We start from the raw sequence: 13458 nt of genomic DNA on the forward strand, positions 1-13458 counted from the left end.
ATCCTCTGCAATCAGTCCTGCGGTAGCCTTTTGTTAAGGGTTAGAAATCCCGTTCCATTGCAATTCTTTATCACGCTCCTTACAACTGCTCATGTCTCCAACTCCCCAGCCCAAGCCGCCCCACAGCCAGACCAATGCCGACACGCCCGACCAGGGTGGTGGGCTTTCCGTGGTGCAATATTGGGCAGAGCAAACGCTGGCACCAGCAGGGCCGCAGCTTTGGCAAACGCTAATGCACAAGAGCGCCTGTTTATCTTGTGCATGGGGCACAGGGGGGCAAAAAGGCGGTTTTCGCAACGAGCTAGACGAGTCGATGCAGCGCTGCATGAAAAGCGTCGAGTCGATCATGGCGGAGCTAATGCCAGCCGTGCCGCCGCAGTTTTTTGAGACCCACAGCGTGGCAGAACTCCAGCAGTTGTCCTCGATGGCGGCCGATCGGCTGGGGCGGCTGAGTGTGCCGATGATCCGGAGGGCGGGGCGATCGCACTATGAGCGCATCAGTTGGGATGAGGTGTACGCGATCGCCACTGCTGCCTTCCAAAAGCCATCGGAACGGATTGCGTCCTACAGTTCGGGGCGCAGTTCCAACGAAGCTGCATTTCTGCTGCAACTGCTGCTGCGGACGCTGGGATCAAATAATCTCGCCGACTGTTCCAATCTGTGTCACGCCCCTTCCACCGTGGGGTTAAAAGAAGTGCTGGGAACCAGTACCTCGACCGTCAGCCTGGAGGGACTGAAGCAGGCAGATTGCGTCGTGCTGATGGGTTCCAATGCGCCCTATAACCATCCGCGCTTGATGAATGAGCTAATCAAATTGCGCGATCGCGGCGGTTCTGTAATTGTGATCAATCCCATCATGGAAGTGGGTCTGGTCAAGTTCGGTTCGCCGGCCTTTCCGCTGAAGTCTCTCATTCCCGGCTCAGACATTTCCTCCCACTATTTGCAACCGATTCCCGGTAGCGACGTGACGCTGCTGACAGGCATCCAAAAGGCGCTGCTGGAGTGCAATCAGGTGGACTGGGACTTTCTCAAAGCGCACACCGAAGGCTGGGAAGCAGTGGTGGAACAGGCCCGCAGCACAAGCTGGGAGGCGATCGCCCAGGGATGCGGCGTGTCTCAGCCGGAGATCGAGGCGGCGGCAGAGATCATCGGCAATGCAAAGCGCGTCGTATTTGCCTGGGCAATGGGCATTACGCACCACGCAAACAGTGTGGACAACGTGTGGAATATTGTGAACACGGCTCTGATGACGGGCAACCTGGGCAAACCCGGCGCAGGCGTGATGCCGATTCGCGGGCATTCCAACGTGCAGGGCTTTGGCTCGATGGGCGTGACGGTGAAGCTGAAGCAGGAGATTCAGCAGGCGCTAGAGAAACTGCTGGGGCGATCGCTCAACCTGCCACCGGGTTATCATACTCGCGACCTGATCGACGCGGCAGAGGCAGGTCAGGTAGACACGCTGCTGGCGCTGGGCGGCAACCTCTACGGCGCAAACCCCGACACCGCCCAGGCAAAACGCGCCCTTGGCAACATCGACACGATTATTTATCTGGCGACCAAGCCCAATCCGGGACACTTTCACGGGCTGGCCAAAACGAATACGATTGTGATTCCGGTCTTCAACCGCTTTGAAAATCCGCATAAAACCACGGTGGAATCGGGCAACAACTTTGTGCGAATGAATGATCCGGGCCAGACCCATCTGAAGCAGGCAGACCTGATTGCCGAAATTACGTTTCTCACGGAACTGGCGCATCGGCTGCTGGGCGACGACCCGGTGGACTGGCGCAAGCTGCAAGATACGCGCTATGTTCGCCAGTTGATTGCCAAAACGATTCCTGGCTACGAAAAGATTGCTGCTTTGGACGACGGCGGTGAAGAGTTCACCATTTCAGGGCGCATCCTCACCCAGCCGCAGTTCAAAACGCCCTCTGGCAAAGCGCAGATGAAGCTGACACCGCTGCCCGATCTGTCGCTGCCCGACCCCAGTCACTTTGGCGCGGCCAATGGCGCAAACGGGCTGGTGCTGGCGCTGATCACGGCCCGCAGCTATTCGCAGCACAATACGGTGGTGTACAAGGAGGGCGATCGCTATCGAGGGATGCCTCATCGCCACTGCATTTTGCTGAATCCGCTGGATGCGTCCCGTGCTGGACTTGCGGAACACCAGAGAGTCACCGTGCGGGGCGAGGCAGGCCAGCTAGACGGCGTGGAAGTGATTTTCGGTGCGGTGCGTCCCGGCGCGGCGCTGATGTTTTATCCCGAAGTGAACGCAATTTTTCACGCCAAAACGGACAAGCGCTGCGGCACACCGGGCTATAAGCGAGTGCCCGTATGGGTTGAGGGCAAAAGGTAAGGTGGTAGCAAACGCCTCTTCTGGGAGCTTTTGAGCATTGGGCAGATTTTGGGAATCCTGCTGGATAGCAGGTTCAACCGCTGTAATCTGCTACAGCCCTTCCTACGAAAACTTTGCCCTATGCCACGCCGCCCTATGCCACGCCGCCCTATGCCACGCCGATTATTTACACGCTGCTCGTCTAGCTCAACCCGAAATCTATGGCTGAGCCTGCTGCTGGTGTTGCCGCTGGCGGCGCTGCCGTCCCGTGCTGCTGCGGAGCCGCCGCCCCGGCTGGCCCAAGTGTATCCATCTGCTCAGGCCCGTTTGACAGAACAAGCAGATGAACAGTTGCAACAGGGTGCAAGTCAGTTTCAGCGCCGCCAATGGGATACGGCCGAACACCTGTGGCAGGAGGCGCTGCGGCTCTATCGGCAGGCCGGCAATCGGGTAGGCGAGGGGCGTGTGCTGGGCAACTTGGCGGCAATTCAGGAGGCAATTGGGCGGCCGCAGGCGGCGCTGCGTTTGTTTCAGCAAAGTCTGGCAGTGGCAGAAGAAATGGGCGATCGCCGGGGTATCAGTTTTGCGCTGTCTAATTTGGGGTTCCTGCACACGCGGCTGGGGCAATATGACGAAGCGATCGCCCGTCTTCAGGTAGCCCTGCCGCTGGTGCAGCAAATGGGCGATCGCGAGGGTGAGTATGACGTGTTGAACCAGTTGGGCATTGTGCATCGGGCGCAGGGACGCTACGACGAGGCGATCGCCGCCTTTCAGCAAAGTTTGGCGATCGCCCAGGCAGAGCAGAGCAGAGCAGTCGGGGTCAGGCGAATGTGCTGGGCAATCTGGGCAACACCTACACCGAGCAGGGCAACTATCCGGCCGCTCTAGAGAGCTATCAAAAAACGCTGGAACTGGCTCAGCAGGCACAAGATCGGGGAATGCAGGCCGGCGTCTTGCAGCGATTGGGGCAATTGTATACTCGGTTGGGCAATCTATCGCGGGCGGTGGCCGTGCTGGAGGAGGGGCTGGCGCTGGCGCGAGGTCTGGGCGATCGCCGCCTGCAAGCCTACACGCTGGGCAGCCTGGGCACCGTCTACGCCCGCACCACAGAACCCGATCGGGCCGTGCCGCTGCTGCAATCGGCGATTGAAATCACCGCGCAACTGGAAGATCGTCCCAATGAGAGCGCCCTGCGGCAGGTCTTGGGCAGTGCTTACGCCGCAATGGGCAATCTACGGGCGGCTCGTCAGCAGTATGAACAGGCACTGGCGATCGCCCGGTCGATTGGCGATCGCGCAGGGGAAGGGCAGGCCCTGGGCGAACTAGGTCAGCGTAACAGGCATCAGGGCCAGGTTCTCGAAATTTGGTAAAGTGATGCCGTGCGGAATGGATCATATTGGCTACGTAGGCGACAGATTGCAAGTCTGTCATTTCTACCATGCAGGTTCGGGATTTCCCATCGAGGAGGCAGCCTTACACGGGCGATCGCCCCGCTAGCATGGAGCTAATGTGATGGATTTCGCCCCATGACCCTCACGCTTTCCCTTCCATTTTCTCTTCGTATGACTGGCGCTGTGCCATCCCCCTATAGCAATCAGCAGATTTCGGTCTGGCTGCGCGGCCTGCTCGCCCTGGCCTGGGCTGACGGCAATTTCGACGAGCAGGAAAAGGCGCTGATTTCTGACCTGACGGAACTCGAGCTTGCGCCCAAAACCGAGCTAGAAGGCGCAGCCCACATCATGCCAGAAGCCGTCGCCGAAGGTCTGGGAGACGATCCCAAAACGGCCGAAAACTTTTTGCGGACTGCCGTGATGGTGGCGATCGCCGATGGCACCTACTCTGCCGCCGAAGACCGCCTGCTTCAAGAATATTGCACCGCGCTGAATCTCCAGCCCGCCGTGCTAGACTCGCTGCGCCACACGTTGACCGAGATGAGCGAGGGCGGCCCGGTGGATCGGTTCGCTGGCCTGGGCAATGACCACTATCTCCCCGTGCTGGCCCCGATGCAAGAGTGGCTGGACGGGCTGGAAGTGCAAGATCCGCGACTGGCCCGCTTCCTGTGCAAAATGATCCCGCCGCAGTGCCCCTTCGAGCGCGACGTGGTGCTGTTCGGTCGTAAGATCGTCCACATTCCCGCCATGTGCAAGCTCAATCCGCTGTATGAGCAGTTGGTCGGGCTGCGGTTTCGGGCGCTATCTTATCTGGCAGACGACTGCGGCGAGGATGTCACGCCGTATTGTTAATGCGGGAATATGAATGCGGGAATATGATACGGGGATAGCCGGAAGAGGGCTTGCGCGTCGGCTTCCCGACTCCTGCCTCCTGACCCCCAATCCCTGTAAAATACTCCCTTGCACTCCACACGCGGGAACTCATGGACTATCGGCAAGCAGGGGTAGACGTAGAGGCGGGACGCGCCTTCGTGCGGCGGATCAGGGAAATGGTTGCCAGTACGCATCGCCCAGAGGTGATGGGCGGCATTGGCGGATTTAGCGGGCTGTTTCAATTGCCGACGGGCTATCGAGAACCCGTGCTGGTGTCGGGGACAGACGGCGTGGGCACAAAGCTAAAGCTGGCGCACCAGTGCGATCGCCATGACACCGTAGGCATTGATCTGGTGGCCATGTGCGTGAATGACGTGCTGACCTGCGGCGCGGAACCGCTGTTTTTTCTGGACTACCTGGCGACGGGCAAGCTGGATGAAGACCAACTCGCGGCCGTGGTGGCGAGCATCACAGACGGCTGCAAGCAGGCGGGCTGTGCGCTGCTGGGCGGCGAAACGGCGGAGATGCCGGGGTTTTACCTGCCGGGAGAATACGACCTGGCGGGCTTTTGCGTGGGCATTGTGGAAAAGAGCCAGATCCTCGACGGGTCGCAGGTGCAAATCGGCGATGTGGCGATCGCCCTCCCCAGCAGTGGCATTCACAGCAACGGGTTCAGCCTGGTTCGCAAAATCGTAGACCAGGCCGGTCTGGAATTGAGCGAATCCCTGCCGGAACTGGGAAAGGCATCCCTCGGTGAGGTCTTGCTGACACCAACCCGCATTTACGTTGCACCCGTGCTGGCGGCGCTGCGCTCCGGTCTGCCCATCCACGGCATGGCCCACATCACGGGCGGCGGGCTGCCCGAAAACCTGCCCCGTGGTCTGGGCAGTGGCCAGAGCGTGCGCGTTGACCCCACAAGCTGGACGATTCCACCGATATTCACCTGGCTAGAATCGGCGGGAGCAGTCGCCCGCGCTGAGATGTTCAACACGTTCAACATGGGGGTTGGCTTTGTGGTGCTGGTTCCGGGCGATCGCGCTGAAGCAACCTGTCGCTTTTTCCAAGCCCAGAGCGTCGCAGCGTGGCCTTTGGGCGAAGTCATTGCGGGGCAGGGCGAGGTGTTGATCGAGTAGCAGGTGAATAGCGGGCGAATCGCGAGTGGGAGAGCCAATTGGCTGACTCTACGCCTGTCCCCTAGGGATTCAGGAATCGCCGCGCCGGGAATTTAACAAAACGAAATCTTTTTCGGCTGCCCTCTCATCATCTTGATCTGTCACAGTAAGAGCTATAGCCTGCGACTTAGAATCGCTGAAATAAGGGGCTGATGGAGGCGTTATGCGAGCAGTGCTAATGGCAGGGGGTTCGGGCACACGGCTGCGGCCGCTGACCTGCGATTTGCCCAAACCAATGGTGCCCATTTTGAATCGCCCAATCGCCGAGCATATTATTAACCTGCTGCGGCGGCACGGGATTACGGAAATCATCGCCACGCTACACTATCTGCCTGACGTGATGCGGGATTACTTTCAGGACGGCAGCGATTTTGGCGTGCAGATGACCTATGCCGTGGAGGAAGACGAGCCGCTGGGAACGGCGGGCTGCGTCAAAAACGTGGCAGATCTGCTGGATGAAACTTTTCTGGTGATCAGCGGCGACAGCATTACGGATATTAACCTGAGCGAGGCGATCGCCTTTCACAAGAAAAAGGGCGCAAAGGCGACGCTGGTGCTGGCCCACATTGCCAACCCGCTAGAGTTTGGCGTGGTGATTACGGACGAAGACGGGCGCATCCGCCGATTTTTGGAAAAGCCCTCCAGCAGCGAAATTTTCTCCGACACAGTGAACACGGGCACTTATATCCTGGAGCCGGAGGTGCTGGACTACTTGCCCGCCAATGAGGAATCAGACTTTTCCAAGGATCTGTTTCCGCTGCTGCTGGAAAAGGATTTGCCCCTGTATGGCTATGCAGCGGAGGGCTATTGGTGCGATGTGGGGCATCTGGATGCCTACCGCGAGGCACAGTATGCGGCGCTCTATCGGCGCGTAAAGCTGGAGTTTGCCAGTGAAGAGCGATCGCCCAATCTCTGGGTAGGGCAAAACACCCACATCGACCCCACCGCCCAAATCGACACCCCTGCCATCATCGGCAGCAATTGCCGGATTGGCCCCAGAGCGGCGATCGCCGCAGGCACGATTATTGGCGACAACGTGACCGTCGGAGCCGATGCCGACCTGAAGCGCCCCATCCTCTGGAATGGCGTTACCATCGGCGACGAGGCCCACCTGCGGGCCTGCGTAGCCGCCAGAGGCACGCGGGTCGATCGCCGCGCCCATGTGCTGGAGGGCGCAGTTATCGGCTCCCTCTCGGTGATTGGCGAAGAGGCGCTGGTGAACCCAGACGTGCGGATCTGGCCCAGCAAGCGCATCGAGCCGGGGGCCATTCTCAACATGAACCTGATCTGGGGCCACGCCGCCCACCGCAACCTGTTTGGGCAGCGGGGCGTGTCGGGTCTGGCGAATGTAGACATCACGCCAGAATTTGCCGTGCGGCTGGGGGCGGCCTTTGGCTCGACGCTAAAGCCAGGAAGCCAAGTCACGGTATCTCGCGACCAGCGCAATATCTCTCGCATGGTGTCGCGATCGCTCATTGCCGGTCTAATGTCCGTCGGCGTGCATGTGCAAAACCTGGAGGCCACCGCGATTCCCGTGGCCCGCGCCGTCGCCCCCAGCCGCAACGTCGCCGCCGGAATCCACGTCCGCGTTCACCCAGAGCGCTCGGATCACATCCTGATCGAATTCTTCAACCACAAGGGCATCAATCTGTCCAAAGCCCAGGAAAAAAAGATCGAGGGAGCCTATTTCAAAGAAGACTTTCGCCGCGCCCAAATTCAGGAAATCGGCAACGTAGTGACGGTGCATCAAGCCAGCGATATCTATTGCGACAGCTTTGAGCGACACCTGCGGCTAGATGCGATTCGCAGCCACAGCTCCAAGGTAGTGATCGACTACGCCTATGCCGTGTCAGGCGCGGTGCTGCCGCAAATGCTGTCCAAATTTGGCTGCGACGCGGTGGTGCTAAACGCCAGCCTCAATCCCACCGTGCCCAGCGCCCAAGACCGAGAAGCGCTGCTGAGCCAGTTGGGTCATGTAGTCGAGGCGCTGAAAGCCAACTTCGGCGTGCAGGTGTCTGCCAATGGCGAGCAGTTGATTTTGGTAGACGAAGCAGGCAGCCCGATTCGCGGCGAGTTGCTGACGGCGCTGATGATTCACATGGTGCTGACGCAGCATCCGCGTGGCTCCGTGGTGGTGCCCGTGAATGCCTCCAGCGCTGCCGAACAAATCGCCCGTCGCCACGGCGGCCAGATCCTCCGCACCCGCGCCAACCCCACCGCCCTGATGGAAGCCTGCTACACCAATCCCAATGTGGTGCTGGGCGGCAGCGGCGAGATGGGCTTTATCTTTCCGCAACTGCATCCGGGGTTCGACGCGATGTTCTGCATTGCCAAGATGATCGAGATGCTGAGTTTGCGATCGCAAGACCTGGCCAGCAGCGCCCCCCGCACCCTCGGCCAGATTCGCCTCGACCTGCCCCGCGTCTGCCACAAAATGATTACCGTCCGCTGTCCCTGGACGGCCAAAGGGTCTCTCATGCGCCATTTGGTAGAAACGCACCCGGCGCAGCAGCTTGAGCTAATTGATGGTGTAAAAATCTTTAACCCGCAGCACGATAGCTGGATCTTGGTGCTGCCCGATGCGGGCGAACCGCTGGTGCATCTCTACGCCGACAGCGTGGATCGCGGCTGGGTGGATGAAACCCTGCGGGAATATCGCGCCGCCGTCCTTGCCTTCGTGGAGCGCGACGTGGGGCTAGATGACCATTCTAGCGACTGGCAAATGGGTTGAAGGAGGGACGTGGATTTTTCGCGCAGGACGCACGAAAGACTAGCGCTTTCCAATACAATAAATGGGTTGTATTCAGCGGCAGAGCCTTGATCGAGCGCTATACTTTGCCCGAAATGGGCAGTCTTTGGACGGACGAATATAAATTCAAGACGTGGCTCCAGGTGGAGATTGCAGTCTGCGAGGCGCAGGCGGAATTGGGCTATATTCCGGCAGACGCGGTGGAGACGATCAAGGCCAAGGCGCAGTTTGATCCAAAGCGAATTCTGGAAATCGAAGCAGAAGTGCGGCACGACGTGATTGCGTTTCTGACCAACGTGAATGAGTCCGTCGGCGACGCAGGGCGCTACATTCACCTGGGCATGACCAGTTCCGACGTGCTGGATACGGCGCTGGCGCTGCAACTGGTCGCCAGTCTAGAGGTGCTGCAATCCCACGTAGACAAGCTGGCCCAGGCCATTCGCTTTCAGGCGCAGCAGCATCGGGAAACGGTGATGATTGGGCGATCGCACGGCATTCATGCAGAACCCATTACCTTCGGCTTTAAGCTGGCGGGCTGGCTGGCGGAGGTGCTGCGTGGGCGCGATCGCCTCTGTCAGTTGCATCAAGAAATCGCCGTCGGCAAGATCTCTGGCGCAGTGGGCACCTACGCCAATCTCGATCCGCAAATCGAGGCGATCGCCTGCCAGAAGCTCGGTTTGCAGCCGGATACTGCCTCAACGCAGGTCATTTCGCGCGATCGCCATGCCCAGTTCTTCAACGTACTGGCACTCCTCGCCGCCTCCATCGAGCGCTTTGCAGTAGAAATCCGCAACCTCCAGCGCACCGACGTACTGGAAGTGGAAGAATTCTTCTCCAAAGGGCAAAAAGGCTCCTCCGCCATGCCCCACAAGCGCAACCCGATTCGCTCGGAACGGCTGACGGGGATGGCCCGCCTGATTCGCGGCTACGCCATGACGGGTCTAGAAAACGTGGCTCTCTGGCACGAACGCGACATTTCCCACAGTTCCGTCGAGCGCGTCGCGCTGCCCGATGCCTGCATCCTCACCCACTTCATGCTGGTGGAAATCACCGACTTGGTGAAAAATCTCCAGGTCTATCCCGAAAACATGCAGCGCAACATGAACGTCTACGGTGGCGTGGTCTTTAGCCAGCGGGTGATGCTGACGCTGGTAGAAAAGGGGCTGGCCCGCGAAGCCGCCTACGCCGTCGTGCAAAGCTGCGCCCACCAAGCCTGGAATACACCCGATGGGGATTTTCATGCGCTAATTGCCGCCGATGCCACGGTCAAATCCCACCTGTCCCCAGAAGAAATCGAAGCCTGCTTTGATCCCAACCACCACCTGAGAAATCTGGACGTGATCTACCAGCGGCTAAATATTTAGGACTGAGCGTTGAAGGCTCAAAGATTGCTAAAGAGCGCTGCTGCCACAAGATGCCATCATCGCAGAAGAAAAGCTAACCCGTTACTCGCTAATGCCTTTACCCAGAGATGGAAAGTCAAAGTTCCTGGCACAAGGTTACACTTTGAACAACTAGCCCGCAGAGCCAGTTGATTAGAGGGTGTTTGAAAAGGTATCGCCTGTAATGTTAAGCACTCAGAGATCCCCCCTAGCCCCCCTTAAAAAGGGGGGAAACCGCCTTAAAGTCCCCCTTTTTAAGGGGATTTAGGCGGATCTTGCACGCTTTGCTACAAACAGTAGGACTTTTCAAACATCCTCTTAGAAGATGATCCAGATTTTCTATTGCAAAAAGAGCAGACCGAGCGAAAAAGCGCTTAGTGGAAACGTGCCTAAACCGATTGTTCGGTTGTAGTATCGAGCGCGATCGCCTCTCTCTAGGCATATCCTTTGGAGTTCTATTTAATAAGTTTTGTAAGGACTTAATGAAAAGTCATTGATCCCCTGAGGCAGTGTCACTAAAAAGCTTGAGCAAGGCGTTCAATTAATCTCCGAAAAAAATCATAAGTTGCTGAACATCCCTGATTGATATACAACATTAGAGACTGCTGTCGCGCAAGGTTTACGTAGCTCATGCAGAAATGGGTAGCCGATGGACTGCTTGTTGGGCTAGCAACAATTGTTCTGGGTAGCACAGCCTCAGCCCTATTCCCCAGAAACTCTATTGCCAGCATCGCCAGCAGCAGTTTGGGAGCAGTCTCCAGTTCAATGGTTCTTGCTCGGCGTAGAACTCGCCTCTTACCTAAATCAGAGGAGCCGGAAGAAAATGCCTATCCTCAGTTGCCTGAATTGTCAGAAAAACACGTTTCAGACGTACTAGAGGAATCAGATTCAGCAGAACATACGCCCTTTAGCGAACCCGTCTTAGATAAGAACTCAAAAGCAAGCCTAATAGAAAATCCTTCTACAAATCCTTCTACAGAAGACACGTCCGAAGAGGCTGAAAATCTTCAGCTTTTGGATGGACGCTTAAGTGAAGAGGTTGCCATCAAATGGCTGGCGAATAGAGGCGTTTCTGTCATGGATCAACCTGAGCTTGACCCTCACACAGAAGAAATTTTTAATAAGCACGCCGTTAGATTAGGCAATAAGTATAAGGACGAAGATGGTCAGCCCCAGCTATCTCGCTTATTAGGACAAATCAAGTGGTCAATTACAAATGAGAGAAATCTGACCTGTCACCTCAGTAGAGCCTCCCAAAAGCAAATTGGAACGATCACCCAATTTGGTAAAGACTTGGACAAAGACACCCTATTCTTTTCTCGATACAAGTATTTTCCGGGCGAAAAGATCATTCGTGCAAGTGTGCGGAATAGACCAGATACGCGGAGCTTTTTCACAGGGGGCTGGTTTGAGAGATTTATAGAATACAAAGTTTCTGATTTTCTGCAACGTTCAAATTTATCCTATTCTCGTCTAATGAATCGGCTGATTCAATTCTCAAACGGGGACAGTTTTGAACTGGATTTATTCTATGTGGTTGAAGGCAAGCCATTGCTGATTGAGTGCAAAACAGGAAGAGATCGAGATGCTTATCAGAAGTTTTCCGATCGTCGAAAACGTCTCTCTATTTCACCGGAGAGAGCTTTTCTAGTGATTCTTGACTTCGATCCTGATGAAACTGAGCAGCTCAGTGCGGTTTGGAAGTTTAATATCGTTGGACAGGACAACCTGATTCCCCAGATAGAAGCAGCGCTGGGTTCCAATTAGGGCAGCCATTCTTCTGCCAGAATTTCATTTTTTCTGAAGCCAAGGAACTTAGGTCTTACGCACTTGCGATAAGTTTGCTGGGTTTCGGACGATTTCTCGCGGGCGCAGCCCGCGAGAAATCGTCCAACTGCGTAAGTCCTATAATTCTTGCAGTCTACCACAACGGTACTTCTGGCGCTAACAGGTGATGGCTGAGATATCACATCCCAGTTATTGCGCTGAGACTATTAGAGGGTGTTTGAAAAGGTATCGCCTCAGAAGTGTTGAATCTTGATGGTAAAACTTTACAAAAAGCACTCTCAAGAGGCGGATTATTGAGAATGGAAGCAATAAGTAGGTCATTACAGGCAGAATTATAGATCTTTTGTACTGGATTCAGCTATGAACTTGCCCTGCTAACATTGCGTTCAACACTTCTGGTATCGCCTGTAAGAGCTAATTTGTAAAGGAGCCTGAAAGCCTTGTTAATCAAGGATTTCCGAGAAACCGCTTTTCCTGGGCAAACATGACCTCAAAGCCACACATGCCAAGAGTTTCAGGCTTCTTAAGATTTGCTTCATAAATTATATCAAATCTCCAAAGATCTGCTACATGTAAGAAGACGTTAGAGCGAGCCGCCATGAGTGGAGTCCTCAAAATCGATATCGCTGAAACAGCAGAAGAACTAAAAGCCGTCTTGGAACAACAGCAACGGTCATCACAGCGCCGTAAAGTACAGGTGTTGTGGTGGTTAAAAACCGGACAAGCGAAGAGCGTTGAGCAGTTAGCCCAACTGAGCGGTTGCCATCGCACGACCGTGTCTCGTTGGCTGAGCCAGTATCGACAGAGTGGACTCGAAGCGTTGGTGAAGGTGGCATCTCGCAGTGGACGACCGCGAGCGATTAGCGGTGAAGTCCTGGCATCTTTGGAGCGGGAACTGCAAGATCCAGAAGGCTTTAGCAGTTATGGAGCAGTGCAGCAGTGGCTCGCAGCGGTACATGGTCAACCCGTCCCCTACAAGACGGTGCATAAGACGGTGCGCTATCGGCTCAAAGCGAAGCTCAAAGTGCCCCGTCCGGTGTCAAAGAAGCAGACTCCTGGGGCGTGCGAGTCCGTTCAGCAAACCTTGCAGCCCAGATAAGCCAGTCGATTCCGCCAGCCTTGAGACAACGCTACGGGGGGCGAATCCGCTATTGGTGCAGCGATGAGAGCCGCGTCGGACTGCTGACGGTTCAACATCGCAAGTTGACGGGCTTTGGGGTGCAGCCGATTGGTTCAGTTCAATGGGACTTTGTGTATCGGTGGCTGTACGGTCTAGTGGAACCGCTGAGCGGTGCATCGTGGATAGTCGAGTTTTCTCATCTCGACAGTTCCTGTTTTGAGGCGTTTTTGCACAGCTTTGCGGCTCAGTTCCCCGATGATTTACATCTGATTCAGGTGGATAATGCCGCAGCCCATACGGCTCAGACCCTGACGATACCGGACAATGTCATCTTGGTGTTTCAGCCGCCTTATTGCCCTGAGGTCAATCCCATTGAGCGGGTCTGGCGGGAACTCAAGCGGGAGCTAGCTTGGGTTCACTTTGATGATGTTTGCCAACTCCAGCACGCCATCAGCCAGTGGGTTTGTCGCCTTTCGGCGGAGTCGCTGCGATCGCTGACTCAGTGGGATTGGATTGTCGATGCTCTATGTGTAGCGGGTATTTAGAGAATTGATATTAGCTCTAATGTTAAGCACTCAGAGATCCCTCTTAGCCCCCCTTAAAAAGGGGGGAAACCGCCTTAAAGTCCCCCTTTTTAAGGGGGGTTTA

The 13458-nt window shown here is 56.3% G+C and carries 10 protein-coding genes; all 10 read left to right on the forward strand.

The window, feature by feature from the left end; genetic code table 11:
- Positions 1–91: 91 nt before the first annotated feature.
- The 10 genes from HPC62_RS11220 to HPC62_RS11265 all read left to right on the forward strand — a co-directional run bounded on the left by HPC62_RS11220 (position 92) and on the right by HPC62_RS11265 (position 13355).
- Positions 92–2356 carry an FdhF/YdeP family oxidoreductase gene (locus HPC62_RS11220; RefSeq protein WP_172355683.1) on the forward strand — a complete coding sequence of 755 codons (2265 nt, stop codon included), beginning with the start codon at positions 92–94 and terminating at the stop codon, positions 2354–2356.
- Between the two features lie 150 nt (positions 2357–2506).
- The gene (locus HPC62_RS11225; protein WP_172355685.1) at positions 2507–3223 is read left to right on the forward strand and encodes a tetratricopeptide repeat protein; all 717 of its coding nucleotides are present in this window, start codon (positions 2507–2509) and stop codon (positions 3221–3223) included.
- On the forward strand, positions 3166–3705 hold the full coding sequence (locus HPC62_RS11230; RefSeq protein ID WP_172355687.1) for a tetratricopeptide repeat protein: 540 nt from the start codon (positions 3166–3168) through the stop codon (positions 3703–3705). The genes HPC62_RS11225 and HPC62_RS11230 overlap by 58 nt, the downstream gene beginning before the upstream one ends.
- Positions 3706–3897: 192 nt before the next feature.
- Entirely contained in the window at positions 3898–4578 is a 681-nt protein-coding gene (locus HPC62_RS11235) for a Mo-dependent nitrogenase C-terminal domain-containing protein (RefSeq protein ID WP_172355689.1), read from the forward strand.
- 131 nt (positions 4579–4709) lie between these two features.
- Positions 4710–5732: a phosphoribosylformylglycinamidine cyclo-ligase gene (gene purM, locus HPC62_RS11240; protein ID WP_172355691.1), complete on the forward strand. Its 1023-nt coding sequence runs from the start codon at positions 4710–4712 to the stop codon at positions 5730–5732.
- A 202-nt stretch (positions 5733–5934) separates the two neighbouring features.
- Positions 5935–8502, forward strand: a complete 2568-nt coding sequence (locus HPC62_RS11245; protein WP_172355693.1) for a mannose-1-phosphate guanyltransferase — start codon at positions 5935–5937, stop codon at positions 8500–8502.
- Between the two features lie 86 nt (positions 8503–8588).
- A complete protein-coding gene (gene purB / locus HPC62_RS11250; RefSeq protein ID WP_172355695.1) occupies positions 8589–9884 on the forward strand; it encodes an adenylosuccinate lyase in 1296 nt (431 codons plus the stop codon).
- A 648-nt stretch (positions 9885–10532) separates the two neighbouring features.
- A complete protein-coding gene (locus tag HPC62_RS11255; RefSeq protein ID WP_172355697.1) occupies positions 10533–11669 on the forward strand; it encodes a hypothetical protein in 1137 nt (378 codons plus the stop codon).
- Between the two features lie 619 nt (positions 11670–12288).
- A complete protein-coding gene (locus HPC62_RS11260) occupies positions 12289–12789 on the forward strand; it encodes a helix-turn-helix domain-containing protein (protein WP_172354232.1) in 501 nt (166 codons plus the stop codon).
- 20 nt (positions 12790–12809) lie between these two features.
- Positions 12810–13355: an IS630 family transposase gene (locus HPC62_RS11265; protein WP_172354233.1), complete on the forward strand. Its 546-nt coding sequence runs from the start codon at positions 12810–12812 to the stop codon at positions 13353–13355.
- Positions 13356–13458 lie beyond the last annotated feature (103 nt).

Source organism: Thermoleptolyngbya sichuanensis A183 (assembly GCF_013177315.1).
Classification (GTDB): domain Bacteria; phylum Cyanobacteriota; class Cyanobacteriia; order Elainellales; family Elainellaceae; genus Thermoleptolyngbya; species Thermoleptolyngbya sichuanensis.